Here is a 17,081-nt window from a genome sequence, read left to right as displayed (position 1 = left end):
TAAATGAGATCCAGGTAATGTGTTATGATGTGATTATATGCGCTTGGTGAATAACACCAACCGCAAGGGTAAATTTGGAAATTTAAGTTAACGCTTTTCTTCTCTTTCTTGCCGTTCCCTTAGTCTACGTCTTTCAAGTCGTTTCTGTTTTCTTTGCTCATGACTCGCCCTCATGGCTTTAAAATTAGCAATGTGTTTTCGCACCTCGTTCTGTTTTTCTTCCGTTAGGCCAATACTATGTTTAATGCCTACAAAAAGACTTCGCCATATTAAATTAAAAAAAGAAGTATTAGCTGGTCGGATGTAAACCACATCGGCAGAGGTAAATTTGCCGTTTCTATCAGGGTTTTCTGGATTTATAATTAATGCATTTGCTAAAAAAGAAAGAAAGCCACGCTTTACCAGATGTCCTTTTTCGGGATCATTTTTCATTAAGGCAACAGAAAGATCATAGTATGAAAAATTTACTTTTCCCTTTGCTATAGAATCATTTGCGTTAAAATTAAATTCAAATTTATCCACATTGCCACGGTTAATCCTTACCAATCCCAGTGGTCGGGTAATTTGATTAAGTATGCGTGCATTGGTGCTATGTAGCACACCGCCGTAAGAAAAAGCACCATTTTTGGCTAATAAATCAAATTTAAAATCTACATCAAGTTTGCCTTGTCCCATTAAATAAGAGTTTAGCTTGGCCTCCATCATTGGCTTTGCAGCTTTAACCTTATCAATATTTGTAACGTTGGTAATTGTTCCTGCAGTATGATCGAATGAAATTCTTCCTTTCTGTTTGCTCTCATCATCATAAACGGAGTAGTTAATGTTTATTTCCTTTAATAAAATCTTCTCTATTAAAATTGGTGCTTCTAGTTTTTGCAATAGTTGATGAGGAAAACGCCCAATTCTATTTTCTCTTTCACGCTTAGGAAGAGCTTGACTGTTAAACACAGAAACTGAACCGTTCGCAATAGTCATATCTTTAGCGCGTAACTCCTGCTTTCTGATATAAAGCGGCAAATCAATTCCATTTAAAAGCATATCACTCATTTGAATATTGAAGCGATCTTTAGCATAGCCTGCAACTACGCCAAATTTCATTTCATCGTAAAGTGGCACCAAAGCAAATTTCTTAATGCGTAGTTTCCCTGTTGAAGCCCTGAAATCAAGTTGATTTAACTTTATTTCGTACATCTTATCAGGAGTAGGATAGGTGTAATCATTCAAATTTATAACCACATCCTTTAAAAGATACAAGCGTTTAGGATCTTGCGACGAGGTAGAATCAAGCAATAAATCCTTTAAGGTAATATTAAGATTGTTAATGGAAAATATTTCTGCAGTGGGCAAATTTTTATTAACGTATTTGAAGCTGGCATCTTTAAATAAGATGGTTTGAATGCTAAACTCTTTTAATAATTTGCTAATAAAGGCGTAAGGAGATTTTATGGGGCGTGGCGGTCTGTTCTCATTAAAATCAAACTGTTTATTTACCATCAAAACTTCGGGTTTATCAAAAAGAACTTCTTCAATTTGTAGTTTACGCTGCCTGTATATAGTAAATGGATGAAAATTTTTAATAACCAGTTTCTTTAAAGAAACTTCGTAAAGATTATTTGGTGCTCTTTTTAAACCAACCAACTCTTTAAACCGATTTGTATCAGGTATTATTTTTACATTTCTTAAGGATGCATGACCTGTTAAAATATTGGTGGTAACATTTGTAAAAGTAATGGAGTACAAGCCATCCGTTGATTTATAAATCAAGGATTTAATTTGCTCCGTAATAACAGGTTTACATTTATAATTTAAATACCAGGCAATCCCTGCAAGCACTAAAAAAAGAGACAGGAATATACCAGCAAGCCACTTTACTACTTTATATCGGTATCTTTTTCTCTCAGGCATTTAAAATTATGGGATTTAATTAGCAATATACATTTATAAACGTATTTGTTAAAGCTGTAATGCTAATTTTTATCTCTTTTAGCTTGCCTGGCTGCTTTCCTATCTGCCCTTTTCTGTTGTCTTATTTTTTTAGCGATTACCTTTTGCTGCTTCACCGGATCTTTAACAGGAACAATGCCTACACCAACAATATCTCTAATACCTATAAAAACCGTTTTCCACATTAAATTAAAGAAAGATGCCGAATTTATTCTGGTATTGGTCATGGTTGCGGTTCTCGGTGCTTCGCCTTTGGTTGGGTTTTGATCCTTTACCAAGATAGAGTTTGCCAAAAAGGACAATAAGCCTTTTTCTTTAGTACCTTCCCCATCAATATTATCAGATAAAAGCTTAACCTTTAAATTGGTGTAAAGCATATTCATTGAGCCGCTTGCGGTACGTAAATTTCCGTTGGCTTTAAAATCGATATGCTGTACCTGCCCACTTTCTATTTCTACCAAGCCTAATGCAACCGCTAATGGATTTAGTTGCTTAAAGTTAAAAGACCCCAAACTCCCGCTATAACTAAAAGCGCCGTCTTTTGCGGTTAAATTAAAGTCTATTTTTACATTTAACTTTCCCGATCCCATAAGCGAAGAGTTTAAATCTGCAACTGCATGATTGTTTTTCGCAAGCTGCGTACTATCGTTGGTTACATTTAAAATGTTTCCGGTAAGATCTTTAAAATCTACTGAACCAATTTTTTTACTAGCCGGGTTGTATTCAGAATATTTAAGATCGATATTTCTAATTTTAACCGTATCAATTAATGTTTGAATGTTTAACCTTTTTAGCGCCATGTGTGGAAAGTTTTTTCCTTTATCCAAACCTGGAGGCGGTGGAGATTCCCTGCTCATGAAAACCTCTACTTTCGCTGGGCCAATTTTTAAAGATTTAGCGTATATTTTTTGATCGGTGCTAAGGCCAATAAAATCTACGCCTGCAAATTCAATTTTATCAAAATTTAAATTATAGCGGTCTTTTTGTACGTTATACTTTCGGGCAAAAGCTAACTCAGGGTACATTGGAATTAATTTAAAACCTTTAATCACCACTTTTTTTGATCTAGCAGATCCACTAATGGTATCCACCTTCATGGTGTACATTTTATCTTTGGTTAAAGATTTATAACCAGCAATTTCGAAGGAAATATCTTTAGTATAAAAAAATCTTGTGGTATCATTTTGCGAAAGAGAATCCAGCAGGAAATCGTTAACGTTAATATTAAGGTGTTTAATGGAGTTAATAGTGGTTTTAGTGGTGCTTTTATTGATGTAATCAAAATCAGCATCCACAATTTTTATACTTTTAACATGTATCGCTTTTAAGGTTTTTGATATTTGTTCATAAAGTGTCTTTTCAACCTTTGCTGTATCAGGTTTTTTAGGTACTTTATTAAAAATCATATTAATAGAGGGCTTTTCCAATACAATTGAACCTACATCGGCACGCTTTTTAAAATAAGCAGTTAAAATCCCTACCCTAGAAATTTGCAACTTTTTAAGTTTAAGCTGAAAAATATTTGGGGGCGCCAATCCCTTAACTTTTAAGCTATCAAATACGGCAGAATCCGGAGTAAGCGTAACCTCATGCAAAGCCAAACTTCCAGTTATAATGTTGAGGTTAATGCTTTTAAAGTCAATTTTATAAAGATGATGCGAACCATTGTAAACGCCAGCCTTAATTTTTTCAGTAAGTAAAGGTTTCCATGTTGCCGATAAAATAATAGCTGCGGCAGAGATAATTAAAATTAGCCCCCCTAATATTCCAGCAAGCCAGAACCATAATTTTTTCCTCTTATTGGTCATTGTTCCATTGGTTTGTGGCTATAAAACAGATTGATGTGCAAAAGGTTTGCTAGCCATTTATAACAGCAGATGATTTAATAATCGTCAGTTTTAAGTAATCATCATATGGAAACATGTCAAATTGTCATTTTTAATTTTATTTATGTATTTTTGCAATCCCAAAATCTTTTTAAATAATGATTGATTTACAAGTACAGGATAAAACACACGATGAGGCACGCCAGGGTGAAGCTTTAGTTTTAGAAGCACCAGAAAAGGCCGACGGACGTAAATTATATATTGAAAGTTATGGTTGCGCCATGAACTTTGCAGATAGCGAAATTGTAGCTTCCATTCTATCAGAAACCGGATTTGAAACAACTAATGATTATCATCAGGCAGATGTGATTTTTATAAATACCTGCTCCATTCGTGAAAACGCAGAAACAAGAGTTAGAAATCGTCTATCGCAATTCGGAGTAGAAAAACGTCGTAATCCTAAATTAATTGTTGGAGTTTTAGGTTGCATGGCAGAACGTTTAAAATCTAAATTTTTAGAAGAAGAACGTTTAGTAGATGTCGTGGTAGGCCCTGATGCATACCGTGATTTACCAAACTTAATTGAGCAAGTAGAAACAGGTCACAAAGCGGTAAATGTACTTTTATCCCGTGAGGAAACTTATGCAGATATTAGCCCTGTTCGTTTAAACAGCAACGGTATAACCGCATTTATTTCGATCACCCGTGGTTGTAATAACATGTGTTCTTTCTGCGTAGTACCATTTACACGTGGTAGAGAGCGCAGCCGAGATGCACATTCAATTATTGCAGAAGCTCAAAGTTTATTCGAAGCAGGTTATAGAGAAGTTACCCTTTTGGGCCAAAACGTAGATTCATATACCTGGACTTCAGAAGATGGAACAGAAACGGTAAACTTTGCACAATTATTAGAGCAAACTGCTTTAGTAAGTGCTGATTTACGCGTTCGTTTCTCTACTTCGCACCCCAAAGATATTACCGACGAAGTTTTATATACCATTGCAAAATACGATAACATTTGCAATTACATTCACTTGCCAGTTCAATCTGGTAATACCCGCGTATTGGAATTAATGAACCGTACTTACACCCGTGAGTGGTATATTAACCGTATAGATGCCATCCGCAATATAATTCCAGGCTGCGCAATTTCTACCGATATTATTGCAGGTTTTTGTACCGAAACGGAAGAAGAGCATGAAGAAACATTAAGCATGATGGATTACGTACAATACGATTTTGCTTATAATTTCACTTACTCAGAAAGACCAGGAACTTTAGCCGCCAGAAAATTGGAAGATGATATTCCTGAAGAAGTAAAAAAACGCCGTTTAGCAGAAATTTTAGCGAAACAACAAGCGCACTCATTAATGCGTTTGCAAGAGTGGGTTGGTAAAACTGTTAGGGTTTTGATTGAAGGGACATCAAAAAAATCAGATAAAGATTATTGCGGACGTGGAGATAGCGGTGCCATGGCAATTTTTCCTGTAATTGAAGGTGTAAAACCTGGTGAGTATGCTAATGTACTAATAGAAAAATGTACATCGGCCACATTAATTGGGAAGATTGTATAGTGTTTCGTCATTGCGAGGCACGAAGCAATCCTAATGCGATTACTTTAACCTAAAGTTGTAAGATTGCTTCGTGCCTCGCAACGACGGAGTTGGTCTAAAAAATTGAAATCTAAAGAATGGATACACAAACGATTAAACAACGATTCGGTATTATAGGCAATTCGCCATTGCTCAATCGGGCTATAGATATTGCCGGGCAGGTTGCGCCAACAGATATGTCGGTGTTAATTACTGGTGAGAGCGGTAGTGGTAAAGAAGTTTTCTCACAAATTATTCACCAGTTAAGCGCCCGTAAACACGGTGCATTTATTGCTGTAAACTGTGGTGCCATTCCAGAGGGAACAATAGATTCAGAATTATTCGGGCACGAAAAAGGCTCGTTTACAGGTGCGCATGAAGCCCGTAAAGGTTATTTTGAAGTAGCCAATGGCGGCACAATATTTTTAGATGAAGTTGCTGAACTTCCACTTGGAACGCAGGCACGTTTATTAAGGATTTTAGAAAGTGGCGAATATCTTCGTGTAGGTTCATCTAAAGTTCAAAAAACTGATGTACGCATTATTGCAGCAACCAATGTTGATGTTTATAACCGTGTAAAAAGCGGCAAATTTCGCGAAGATTTATATTATAGATTAAATACCGTTCCATTACGGATTCCTGCTTTGCAAGAGCGTAAAGAAGATATTTATCTGTTGTTTAGAAAATTCTCTGCCGATTTTAGCGATAAATATCGTAGCCCAGGATTAAATTTGGAGCCAGATGCGATACAGATTTTAACAAATTATAGCTGGCCTGGAAATGTTCGTCAGTTAAAAAATATTGCCGAACAAATTTGCGTTCTTGAAAAAGACCGTAATGTAACAGGGCAAGCCATTTTAAATTATATCCCCAACGAGGCTGGTAGTAATTTACCCATGGCCATTAATGCATCATCAAAAGAAGACTTTACAGAAAGAGATATTTTGTACAAAGTTTTATTTGATATGAAAAAGGATATGGTGGAGTTGAAAAAGCTGGTTGCAGAAATTATTCAGCATGGTGGCAATACCGCTACCGTTTTGGCTGATAATCCACAATATATTAATCAACTTTATAGAGATGTGGAGTTGCCAGCAGGACAAGAGCACGCCTTTACCATTCAACAGCCTACACCAAGCAACAACGGCAATAATAATGCAGATTATAATTATGCTCATGATGCAGAAGAAGTAGAAGAGTCTTTATCGCTAGTTGATAAGGAATCTGATCTGATTAAAAAAGCATTGAAAAAGCATAAAGGAAAACGCAAATTTGCTGCTCAAGAATTGGGCATTTCCGAACGTACCCTCTACAGAAAAATTAAAGAATTAAATTTATAAGGTCGTTTAACAACGAAATATTCCTTTATAATCATGAAGATTAAATTATTTGGATTACTGATTATCGCTGTTCTGAGTTATTCTTGCTCTTATAAATTTAGCGGAGCATCAACAACAGGATTAAAAACAGTAAATGTGCGAATTTTTGAAAATAATGCACCACTGGTTATTCCAGGATTAAACAATCAGATTACAGAAGCAATCAAAACCAAAATCCGTAATCAAACCCGCTTAAGTATTACGCCAAATGATGCGGATGCCACTTTTGAAGGTCGAATTACTGGCTATGATATCAAACCAGTTGCATTACAATCAAACAGTACACCAACTGCCGCGGCCAATAGGTTAACCATTACCGTTTCTGTTAAATACACCAATACAGTTAAGGGGCACGAAAAAGAAAGCTTTGAAGAAAGTTTTACCCGTTACTACGATTTTCTTAACGGTGCAGCAATACAATCTTTATTGCCTGCAGCAATTGAAACCATTAACAGGCAGCTAACAGATGATGTATTTAACCGTGCCTTTGCGCAATGGTAATTTGCACAATTTTTTAATGCCTGATGCATAGGGCAGCATAAGCAACACGGCAGAAACTTTTGGAAAAAACCACTTACATTTCTAACTTAGCAACAAACCTTAACAATGGATAACAAACAGCTACTGGCAAATTTAATAGCAAAACCTGAAAAGGTAAGGCCGGAGCATGTACCGATGTTACAGGAAATGTTGCAGCAATATCCTTATGCACAGGTAATACATGTATTGCTAGCTAAAGCAGATGCTCAGTTTGTGCCAAAGGCCGCCTTGTACAATAATAGAAATGTTTTGTATAATATTTTGCAGGCAGCACCAGTGGATGAAGATAATGAAGATGACGTTTTTGAAGAAATAAGAGAACTGGATCAAGATGTTATTCAGCCAACAGAGGCGCAGAATGATTTATTGGAAAGCATTACTATAGAAACACCAAAAAACTTACCGGGTATAGATCAGCACCTAATGGATACGCCAGCTTTGGAAGATTCATTTGTAGAAAGTGTTGTAGCAACTGATTTCTTTGCCTTTGAACAAAAGTTAAGTACTGATGTAGTTGCCGAAGCTCCAGAAATTGAAACCGTTGTGCCAGATGATCCTGAAATAAGTTTCGTTTCAAAATATGATGATGACCAATTGCCTTATACCTTTTTATGGTGGTTAGCTAAAACTAGAAAAGAACACGAGCAAATTTTTCAACCTTATGCGCAGCCTAAACCTGGTTTAGAAAAACAACAACCTTTACAGAAACAGCAGGAAAGGGCAGAATTTCAACAGCAATACGTAGAGCATATTTTTCATATTCAAACGCCGTTTGAAGTTGCCGATCATTTGGCAGAATACCCTGCTGGCGTACTTAAGGACGCAAAAGGAGCGGAGATTATTGACAAGTTTTTGAAAGAAGACCCAACAATTAAACCGCCAAAGCCTGAGCAAATAGACAACGAAAATAAAGCTAAAAAGAGTGCAGAAGATCATTACGACCTTGTTTCAGAAACTTTAGCTAAAATTTATATCGAGCAAATGCTTTACCACAAAGCCATAGATACTTATAAAAAATTAAGTTTGAAATATCCAGAAAAAAGCCGTTACTTTGCCGACCTTATCCAATCTATAGAAAAGAAATTTTAAAATATATTTAACCATGATAACGTTTTTAATCATTTTATTAATTATTGTATGTGTAGCCTTAGGCTTATTTGTGTTAATCCAAAACCCTAAAGGTGGTGGTTTGGCAACAGGTGGTAGCGGTAGCAATATGTTTGGTGTGCAACGTACAGGCGATGTTTTAGAAAAAGGATCGTGGGTATTGTTAGCTGCAATCGTTGTATTAACATTATCAATTACTACAATCGCTAAAACAGGCGGTGCATCTGCTGTGGGTAACACCGAAATTCAGGAGCGTTTAAATAAAACACCTACACCTTCTCCAATTGGTGGCGGTTCTTTAAACGATACTAAACCAGCAGCACCTGCTCCAGCAACAACAGATACAACTAAAAAATAATTATACCTTTAGTGGTGTTTAAAAGCTTTCCTCAAAAGGGAAAGCTTTTTTTGTGACAAGAAATTTTCAAGCGCAATTAAATGTTTATCGAATTTTTCATTGGTCTCCAGAATAGAAATACGATAAAATAAAACTGAACTCCTTTCTGAAATTTATCAGCATATGAGTGGAGGGCACATGTATATGGTAGCTGTTTAACGCGATATGCCAAAATACCCCGGACTATTATTAGAAAATCCAATCTATACTATTAATGAAAATGCAGTTGCAGGCATAAATTATTATGCAGCGAAAAATAACACAACCAGATTCAAGGGGAAAATATTCTATACTTTTCTACTGGATACCTGCGAAGACATACACGATGAATCCTTAAAAGTGTTTAAAAGATTTTTTGATCAACAATTAGTTATCGAATAAAGCCTAATTCTTTAATAAACCTTTTAGTCATTAACAATACCAACCAGCCTGCCAAGCTGACACCTATTTCTGAAGAACATTCTTGCTTTGTTTATAAAATTGACAGTAGTGGTGTAAATTTGTCCCTGAAAAGCACTTGGCATAAAATGTGTTAATTATAAGGTTAGTAAAAAAACTCAAATCAAAATAAAAAATAATAAAAGTTATGGCGTTAAACCTTAAACCAATTGCTGGCAGTTCGAACAGAGTAATAGTGGAACCGGCTGCGGCAGAAGAAAAAACTGCATCAGGTTTGTATATCCCTGATACTGCTAAAGAAAAACCATCTAAAGGAACTGTAGTTTCTGTTTCTGAAGAAGATTCTGAAGGAAAAAAACCAAGTGTTAAAGTTGGTGACGTAGTTTTATATGGTAAATATGGTGGTACAGAACTTCCAATCGAAGGTAAAGATTACTTAATCATGCGTGAAACTGATATTTACGCTATCGTAGGTTAAAAATAAATGAGTGAAGGATTGAAGGCTTGAATGATAGATTCAGTCACAATTCATATTCAATCATTCTATCATACAATCATTCAAAATTTTAAAACAAAATGTCAAAACAAGTAAAATATAACGTAGAAGCTCGTGACGCCCTGAAAAGAGGTGTTGATATTCTTGCAAATGCAGTAAAAGTAACATTAGGTCCAAAAGGACGTAACGTAATTATCGATAAAAAATTCGGTTCTCCAGCAATCACTAAAGATGGTGTTACTGTAGCTAAAGAAATCGAATTGAAAGATGCAGTTGAAAACATGGGTGCTCAAATGGTTAAAGAAGTAGCTTCAAAAACAGCTGATATTGCTGGTGATGGAACAACTACTGCTACTGTTTTAGCGCAGGCTATTATTACAACAGGTATTAAAAACGTTGCCGCTGGTGCTAACCCAATGGATTTAAAACGTGGTATTGATAAAGCTGTTGCCGCAGTTGTAGAGAACTTAAAATCTCAATCACAAGCTGTTGGTGATGACAATAATAAAATTAAACAAGTTGCATCTATCTCAGCTAACAATGATGAGGTTATCGGATCGCTAATTGCAGAAGCAATGAGCAAAGTTGGTAAAGATGGTGTAATTACTGTTGAAGAAGCAAAAGGTACTGAAACTGAAGTGAAAACAGTTGAAGGTATGCAATTTGATAGAGGTTATTTATCTCCATATTTTGTTACCAATGCTGATAAAATGGAAGCTGAATTAGAAAATCCTTACATTTTAATCTACGACAAAAAAATCAGCAACATGAAAGAATTGTTGCCTGTTTTAGAAAAAACTGTTCAAACTGGTAAACCTTTAGTAATTATTTCTGAAGATTTAGATGGCGAAGCATTAGCTACTTTAGTAGTTAACAAAATCCGTGGTTCATTGAAAGTGGTTGCTGTTAAAGCTCCAGGTTTCGGCGATAGAAGAAAAGCAATGTTAGAAGACATCGCTATTTTAACTGGCGGTATTGTTGTATCAGAAGAAAGAGGTTATAAATTAGAAAATGCTGATTTAACTTATTTAGGTTCTGCTGAGAAAGTTGTTGTTGATAAAGACAATACAACTGTAATTAATGGTGCTGGTAACACTGAAGATATTAAATCTCGTGTAAGCCAAATTAAATCTCAAATCGAAACTACTACATCAGATTACGATAAAGAAAAATTACAAGAGCGTTTAGCTAAATTAGCTGGTGGTGTTGCAGTTCTTTACGTTGGTGCAGCTAGTGAGGTTGAAATGAAAGAGAAAAAAGACCGTGTTGATGATGCTTTACATGCAACTCGTGCAGCTGTAGAAGAAGGTATTGTTGCTGGTGGTGGTGTGGCTTTCATTCGTGCAGTTGAAGCTTTAGCTAACCTAAAAGGTGCTAATGAAGATGAAAACACAGGTATTCAAATCATTCGTCGTGCGATTGAAGAACCATTACGTCAAATTTGCGAAAACGCAGGTATTGAAGGTTCTATCGTAGTGCAAAAAGTTAAAGAAGGTAAAGCAGATTTCGGTTATAACGCACGTACTGATGTTTACGAAAACTTAATTGGTGCTGGTGTTATCGATCCAACTAAAGTAAGCCGTGTAGCATTAGAAAACGCTGCTTCAATCGCTGCAATGTTATTAACAACTGAGGTTGTTTTAGCTGATGAGCCAGAAGAAGGTGGTGCTTCATCAATGCCTCCAATGGGCGGCGGCGGTATGGGCGGTATGATGTAATTCATGCAACCATAACGGTTCAATATAAATTATTCCCCTAAGACTTCGGTTTTAGGGGAATTTTTGTTTTACGACTTTCTCTCAAATATTTTTGTTAATTTTCGAATCAGATACATCAAACCATGGAAAGTTTTTTCGAGAGCAATCATTTTTTAACACAAACAGAAGTTTATAAATTTCTATTAGCCACCTTACTTTGCGGTTTAATTGGCGCTGAGCGAGAATATAGAAGTAAATCGGCTGGATTAAAAACCATGATTATGATTGGTTTAGGATCTACGCTCTTTACCATATTATCAATAAAAATCGGCTTAACGAGCCACGATCGCATTGCATCTAATATTGTAACCGGAATAGGTTTTTTAGGTGCTGGCGTAATTTTTAAAGAAGAAAATAGAGTTAAAGGATTAACAACAGCTTGCGTAATATGGATTGTTGCAGCCATAGGGATGGCTGTTGGCTCAGGGTTTTACGAACAATCAATTGGTGTAACTGGAGTTGTTTTACTTGCCTTATTTACCTTTCCATTTATAGAAGAAATAGGAGATAGGCGATTTACAAAACGTAATTACCGAATTGTAAAAAAGCACGAAGCGCATACCGTAAATACTTATGAAGAGGTTTTTACCCAATATAAACTGAAAGCTCAACGCGGAAAACAAGAGCTTGCTAATGGAATAATTACCGGCAATTGGACAGCGGTTGGAAAACCTGCAAATCATCAAAATTTTGTTAATGATATGCTAAAGGATAAAGATATTATTGAATTTGATTTTTAAAATATATGAATTAGCATAATTTGTTAATTATCATCAACCATAAAGCTGTAATTCCTGAAAAACTATAGTAGCTTTGTATTTGTGCAAGGATTTTTTGCAGATCCCGGCAGAAAAATTTAGTTAAATGATTAAGGAACAGATTTCAGTTTTTGATATTTTTAAAATCGGTATTGGGCCTTCCAGCTCGCATACTTTAGGCCCATGGAGAGCCGCACAACAATTTACTTCCTCATTGCTTCAAAGCAATCAACTTGAAGAAGTAGAGGGGATTAAAATTCTGCTTTACGGCTCATTAGCCAAAACAGGTAAAGGTCATGGTACAGATGTTGCCATTTTGTTGGGCTTAACTGGTGCTGATCCGGTTACATTTGATGTTGATGCAGTAACGCCAACATTTGAAGGTATCCAAAGGGATAAAAAGCTTAATCTCGCCAGAAATTTAATAATCGATTTTGATTACGATAATGACCTGCTTTTCCTCTTTGCAGAAAGTTTACCCTATCATCCAAATGCAGTAACTTTTCAAGCCTTCTTAAAAAATGGCAAGGCGGTTTCCGAAACGTATTACTCTATCGGAGGTGGTTTTGTAGTAAAGGAGGGGGAAGATAATAGTAAAAAATTACAAGTGGATTTGCCATTTCCTGTTGAAAAAGCAAAGGATTTATTGCATTGGTGCTTATCAACTGGCTTAAAAGTTAGTGAAGTGGTAATGGAAAATGAATTGGCTTGGAGAACTGAAGCAGAAACAAAAAAAGGAATCTTGCAGCATTTTTATGTCATGCGAGATTGCATTTATCGCGGTTGCCATACCACTGGCTTTTTACCCGGCGGCTTAAATGTTGCCAGAAGAGCCTTTCCTTTAAATAAACGATTAACTGGTAAAAGTGAATATAGTGATTATAACAGCTGGATAACCGCTATTAGACAGGGTGGAAATGGTTTTAATTATACTTTAGACTGGGTAAGTTGTTTTGCCTTGGCGGTTAATGAAGAAAATGCATCATTCGGGCGTGTGGTAACAGCCCCAACAAACGGTGCAGCAGGGGTAATTCCTGCAGTACTACAATATTTTATTACTTTTTGCGACGGTTACACCGAGGACAAAATTATTCAGTTTATAGCCTGTGCATCAGAAATAGGTAGTATTTTCAAAAAAGGCGCAACCATTTCAGCAGCAATGGGTGGTTGCCAGGCAGAAATTGGCGTATCATCAGCTATGGCAGCTGCCGCATTAACAGAATGTTTAGGAGGCTCCCAAAGACAGGTTTTAATGGCTGCAGAAATCGCAATGGAACATCACCTTGGCTTAACATGCGATCCAATTGGTGGGCTTGTTCAAATTCCATGCATTGAAAGAAATACCATGGGCGCTATTAAGGCTATTACAGCTAGTCAATTGGCTTTACAAAGTAATCCTGATAAGGCAAAAGTGAGTTTAGATGCCGTTGTAAATACGATGTGGGAAACTGCCCTGGACATGAATGCCAAGTATAAAGAAACTTCTGATGGCGGTTTGGCAACCAATATTCCAATAAGTTTGCCAGAATGCTAACTTTAAACGCAACATTGTTGTGATAAGAGAGGTTTTAGTTGAATTATTATGGCTGATTTTCGCTCAAAATATTAACAATTTTATAACTTAGCCCGACTTTAATAAATTCATAAAAATGACTAAATACACAAAACTAACCGTACTTGGTTTAGCATTGTCGTTATCTACAATGACAATTTATGCCCAGGACAATCTTGTAAATTCTTTAAAAAATAATCAAAGTGAAAACAGTAAGGATGCATTCAAGTTTACGGATGTAATTAACCTTGCAAATACGCCGGTTAAAAATCAGGGATCTTCAGGTACTTGCTGGAGCTATTCTACTAATTCATTTTTAGAGTCTGAAATGATTAAAGCTGGAAAACAGCCTGTAGAATTATCTCAACTTTTTACCGCACGTAATGCTTATGTTGAAAAAGGTAAAAATTATGTACGTATGCATGGTGCGGTTACTTTAGGTGATGGCGGTGCTTTACATGATGTAATTAACATGTATAGAAAATATGGTGCTGTGCCTCAAGAAGTTTATACTGGTTTAAATTATGGTACAAAAATTAATAAAACTGCTGAGCTTGGCGATCTTGAAAAAGGTGTTTTAGATGCGGTTGTTAAAAACTCAAACGGAGAATTAACTCCAAACTGGTTAAAAGCTTATACTGGCGTTATTGATGCTTATTTAGGTGCTGTACCTGAAAATTTTACTTTTAAAGGTAAAAAATATACTCCAAAAACATTCGCTAATGAAGTTGTAGGCATCAATCCTGATAACTACGTAGAATTATCTTCATTTAACGATCACCCATTTTACACAAAATTTACTTTGTTGGTGCCAGATAACTGGTCTTTCGATCAAGTTTATAACGTACAAGTTAATGAGTTAACTGATATTATTGATAATGCTTTAAAAGCAGGTTATACTGTTGCATGGGCAACTGATGTGAGTGAAAAATCTTTCAGCTATAAAAATGGCGTGGCTTATGTTCCTGAAATTCCATTCAATGAAATGACAGCTAAACAAAAAGCAGAAATGTTTGATGGTCCTAAACCAGAAATGACAATTACACAAGAAAACCGTCAGTTGGCTTTTGATAACTACCAAACTACTGATGACCACGGTATGCACATTGTTGGTTTAGCTAAAGATCAAAACGGTAAAGAATATTATATCGTTAAAAACTCTTGGGGTGTAACCAACGATTACAAAGGATATTTATACGTAACTAAGAACTTTGTTAAGTATAAATCTACCGCTATCTTATTAAACAAAGCAGGTATTCCTTCGGCAATCTCTAAAAAATTAGGACTATAATTTAAATTTAGTTCAACAAAAAAGGGCTGTACATTGCGTACAGCCCTTTTTTGTTTTGTAACTATTAGTTATTTTAAGTGAGCTCTTAAAAACCAAGCCATTTCTTCGTGCGTTTCCATTAATCCGGTAATAAAATCGCTTGTTCCGGCATCACCATATTCCTCAGCAATGGGCGTAATGTTACCTCTTATAAATTCGATAACCGTTTCATGGTCGGCTAATAAATCTTTAATAAAGCCTAAGCTGTCATTTTTTCTTTCGCTATATTCTGTTAAGTGAGTAAGGGCCAAAAAATTTTTTAAAGTAGCGGGCGCATAATGTCCAATTTTACGGATACGTTCTGCAACGCTATCAATAAATTCATCTAACTGATTATACTGATCTTCAAAAAACTTGTGTTTTGCTAAGAAATCTGCGCCTTCAACATTCCAGTGTGCATTACGGGTTTTGGTGTATAAAACGTATTCATCAGCTAATAATTTAGCTAATTGTTCAGATACGTGTTGTCTGTTCTCTACTGATATTCCAATTTTTGCTTCCATATTAATATGTAATTTGATAGTACAATTTACTCTTAATCGTTGTAAAAAAAGAATTCGTGTATCACCCTTTTGTTAAATAATTAGCAAAGAATTATGAATAAAAATAAGCTTAAACTCCTGGCGATGGTTTAGGTTTTTTCTTTTTATTCCAAACTTTTTTCTTGCCGTTATTACTGTGTTGAGGGCGTTTTTCTTCAACATGAGTAATTTCTATGGCGGCCACACTTTCTGGCAAAGGCATTCTTGGGACCTGTTTTTCGATCAGTTTTTCAATGTTTTCAAACTTACGTTTATCACGCCCGTTTACCAGCGTTATTGCAGTTCCTTTTGTAGCTGCCCTAGCAGTACGTCCGATTCTGTGTACATAATCAGCTGGATCACCTGGAACATCATAATTGACAACCAAATCAATTCCTTCAACATCAATTCCACGAGATAAAACATCGGTACCGATTAAAATAGGTAATCTTCTATTTTTAAAGGCAAGTAAAATATCTTCACGCTCTTTTTGACCTAAATCTGAATGGAAAGCTTCGGCTTTAATGCCAAGGCCTTTAAATGCTTTATAAAGGGCTTTTACCTTTTCTTTTGTTGATGCAAAAATAATACTGCTTTTGTACTGCTCGCTTTTAAAAATATCAGTCAATAAAGCTTGTTTTTGCTGATCATGAATGTTATAAGCCTGCTGGTCAATTCCTTCTGCTGGTTTAGCAATAGATATTGTAATTTGTTTAGGTTCGTGCAGAATGCGGCCAGCCATTGTTCTTATTTTCGGTGCCATGGTGGCTGAGAATAAGAGTGTTTGTCTTTTCTTTGGTAAATAACTAATAATACGGATTATATCATCATAAAACCCCATATCGAGCATTCTATCTGCCTCATCTAAAATTAAATGCTGCAAATGTTCCAGCTTTAATACACCAGATGATAGGTGAGCCATTAGTCTTCCGGGAGTAGCAATAATAATATCAACACCTTCACGCATGGAACGTTTTTGCTGTTCATAAGCAATTCCATCACCCCCTCCATATACAGCTAAAGAGCTAATATTGGTAAAATATGCTAAGGCTTCAACCTGCAAATCTATTTGTTGGGCAAGTTCACGCGTTGGTGCTAAAATTAGGGTATTGTTGTGTCTGTTTTCTGCACGACTGATTTTATCCATCACTGGCAAAAGATAACTGGCTGTTTTTCCAGTTCCAGTTTGTGCACAAGCAATAATATCGTGGTTATCTAAAATGACAGGAATAGCTTGTTCTTGTATAGGAGTAGCGCTTTTATACCCCATAGCCATTAAGCCTTCGTATAAGTCGGGGTTGAAGTTAAAGTCGTTAAAATTCAATATGTTGTATTTTTTTATTTAAACAAAAGTACCTCAAATTGTCGCCAATAGCAAGTCGTAAATCTTCTGGTATTCAATTTAACGCAAATAATACGTCTAAGATTCCTTGTAAACGTAAAAATCCCAGCCATGGCTTAACAATGCTGGGATCTGACCATT

Annotated in this window: 14 protein-coding genes; 10 read left to right on the top strand and 4 right to left on the bottom strand. The window is 35.8% G+C overall.

The genetic code is table 11. The annotated features are described in order from the left end of the window. Positions 1-87: 87 nt before the first annotated feature. Positions 88-1,905: a hypothetical protein gene (locus EHC72_RS19710; RefSeq protein WP_131539435.1), complete on the bottom strand. Its 1,818-nt coding sequence runs from the start codon at positions 1,903-1,905 to the stop codon at positions 88-90. Positions 1,906-1,967: 62 nt separating this feature from the next. Next, the gene (locus EHC72_RS19705) at positions 1,968-3,752 is read right to left on the bottom strand and encodes a hypothetical protein (protein WP_131539434.1); all 1,785 of its coding nucleotides are present in this window, start codon (positions 3,750-3,752) and stop codon (positions 1,968-1,970) included. 176 nt (positions 3,753-3,928) lie between these two features. Here EHC72_RS19705 and miaB point away from each other — a divergent pair, with 176 nt between their 5' ends. From miaB to EHC72_RS19655, 10 genes are all read left to right on the top strand, one after another. Then, positions 3,929-5,344, top strand: coding sequence for a tRNA (N6-isopentenyl adenosine(37)-C2)-methylthiotransferase MiaB (gene miaB / locus EHC72_RS19700; RefSeq protein ID WP_131539433.1), 1,416 nt, complete (start codon positions 3,929-3,931; stop codon positions 5,342-5,344). Positions 5,345-5,460: 116 nt separating this feature from the next. Continuing rightward, positions 5,461-6,702 carry a sigma-54 interaction domain-containing protein gene (locus EHC72_RS19695; RefSeq protein ID WP_131539432.1) on the top strand — a complete coding sequence of 414 codons (1,242 nt, stop codon included), beginning with the start codon at positions 5,461-5,463 and terminating at the stop codon, positions 6,700-6,702. A 33-nt stretch (positions 6,703-6,735) separates the two neighbouring features. After that, entirely contained in the window at positions 6,736-7,242 is a 507-nt protein-coding gene (locus EHC72_RS19690; RefSeq protein WP_131539431.1) for an LptE family protein, read from the top strand. Positions 7,243-7,347: 105 nt separating this feature from the next. Further along, positions 7,348-8,370: a hypothetical protein gene (locus EHC72_RS19685; protein ID WP_131539430.1), complete on the top strand. Its 1,023-nt coding sequence runs from the start codon at positions 7,348-7,350 to the stop codon at positions 8,368-8,370. Positions 8,371-8,383: 13 nt separating this feature from the next. Further along, positions 8,384-8,746, top strand: coding sequence for a preprotein translocase subunit SecG (secG, locus tag EHC72_RS19680; RefSeq protein ID WP_131539429.1), 363 nt, complete (start codon positions 8,384-8,386; stop codon positions 8,744-8,746). A gap of 625 nt (positions 8,747-9,371) precedes the next feature. Then, positions 9,372-9,662: a co-chaperone GroES gene (locus tag EHC72_RS19675; protein WP_131539428.1), complete on the top strand. Its 291-nt coding sequence runs from the start codon at positions 9,372-9,374 to the stop codon at positions 9,660-9,662. A gap of 98 nt (positions 9,663-9,760) precedes the next feature. Next, the gene (gene groL, locus EHC72_RS19670) at positions 9,761-11,398 is read left to right on the top strand and encodes a chaperonin GroEL (RefSeq protein WP_131539427.1); all 1,638 of its coding nucleotides are present in this window, start codon (positions 9,761-9,763) and stop codon (positions 11,396-11,398) included. A gap of 122 nt (positions 11,399-11,520) precedes the next feature. Next, entirely contained in the window at positions 11,521-12,177 is a 657-nt protein-coding gene (locus tag EHC72_RS19665) for an MgtC/SapB family protein (protein WP_131539426.1), read from the top strand. A 124-nt stretch (positions 12,178-12,301) separates the two neighbouring features. Beyond that, positions 12,302-13,729: an L-serine ammonia-lyase gene (locus EHC72_RS19660; RefSeq protein WP_131539425.1), complete on the top strand. Its 1,428-nt coding sequence runs from the start codon at positions 12,302-12,304 to the stop codon at positions 13,727-13,729. Positions 13,730-13,844: 115 nt separating this feature from the next. Further along, positions 13,845-15,038 (top strand): C1 family peptidase, encoded by a 1,194-nt coding sequence (locus EHC72_RS19655; RefSeq protein ID WP_131539424.1) that lies wholly within the window; start codon positions 13,845-13,847, stop codon positions 15,036-15,038. 68 nt (positions 15,039-15,106) lie between these two features. On the opposite strand, the gene EHC72_RS19650 is transcribed toward EHC72_RS19655, so the two are convergent. Both EHC72_RS19650 and EHC72_RS19645 read right to left on the bottom strand, forming a co-directional pair. Beyond that, positions 15,107-15,580 carry a Dps family protein gene (locus EHC72_RS19650; protein WP_131539423.1) on the bottom strand — a complete coding sequence of 158 codons (474 nt, stop codon included), beginning with the start codon at positions 15,578-15,580 and terminating at the stop codon, positions 15,107-15,109. Between the two features lie 109 nt (positions 15,581-15,689). Further along, positions 15,690-16,922, bottom strand: coding sequence for a DEAD/DEAH box helicase (locus tag EHC72_RS19645; protein ID WP_131539422.1), 1,233 nt, complete (start codon positions 16,920-16,922; stop codon positions 15,690-15,692). Positions 16,923-17,081: the final 159 nt, after the last annotated feature.

The organism is Pedobacter nototheniae, from assembly GCF_004335085.1.
In the GTDB taxonomy this organism is placed as follows: Bacteria; Bacteroidota; Bacteroidia; order Sphingobacteriales; family Sphingobacteriaceae; genus Pedobacter; species Pedobacter nototheniae.
Note: the sequence above shows the minus strand (reverse complement) of the source record. Positions and strands in the feature narration are given on the sequence as shown.

Coding starts and splice junctions, on each gene's coding strand:
- secG (WP_131539429.1), top strand. CDS start 8,384: ATGATAACGTTTTTAATCATTTTATTAATTATTGTATGTGTAGCCTTA.
- EHC72_RS19650 (WP_131539423.1), bottom strand. CDS start 15,580: ATGGAAGCAAAAATTGGAATATCAGTAGAGAACAGACAACACGTATCT.
- EHC72_RS19660 (WP_131539425.1), top strand. CDS start 12,302: ATGATTAAGGAACAGATTTCAGTTTTTGATATTTTTAAAATCGGTATT.
- EHC72_RS19695 (WP_131539432.1), top strand. CDS start 5,461: ATGGATACACAAACGATTAAACAACGATTCGGTATTATAGGCAATTCG.
- EHC72_RS19690 (WP_131539431.1), top strand. CDS start 6,736: ATGAAGATTAAATTATTTGGATTACTGATTATCGCTGTTCTGAGTTAT.
- EHC72_RS19675 (WP_131539428.1), top strand. CDS start 9,372: ATGGCGTTAAACCTTAAACCAATTGCTGGCAGTTCGAACAGAGTAATA.
- EHC72_RS19710 (WP_131539435.1), bottom strand. CDS start 1,905: ATGCCTGAGAGAAAAAGATACCGATATAAAGTAGTAAAGTGGCTTGCT.
- miaB (WP_131539433.1), top strand. CDS start 3,929: ATGATTGATTTACAAGTACAGGATAAAACACACGATGAGGCACGCCAG.
- EHC72_RS19655 (WP_131539424.1), top strand. CDS start 13,845: ATGACTAAATACACAAAACTAACCGTACTTGGTTTAGCATTGTCGTTA.
- EHC72_RS19705 (WP_131539434.1), bottom strand. CDS start 3,752: ATGACCAATAAGAGGAAAAAATTATGGTTCTGGCTTGCTGGAATATTA.
- groL (WP_131539427.1), top strand. CDS start 9,761: ATGTCAAAACAAGTAAAATATAACGTAGAAGCTCGTGACGCCCTGAAA.
- EHC72_RS19685 (WP_131539430.1), top strand. CDS start 7,348: ATGGATAACAAACAGCTACTGGCAAATTTAATAGCAAAACCTGAAAAG.
- EHC72_RS19665 (WP_131539426.1), top strand. CDS start 11,521: ATGGAAAGTTTTTTCGAGAGCAATCATTTTTTAACACAAACAGAAGTT.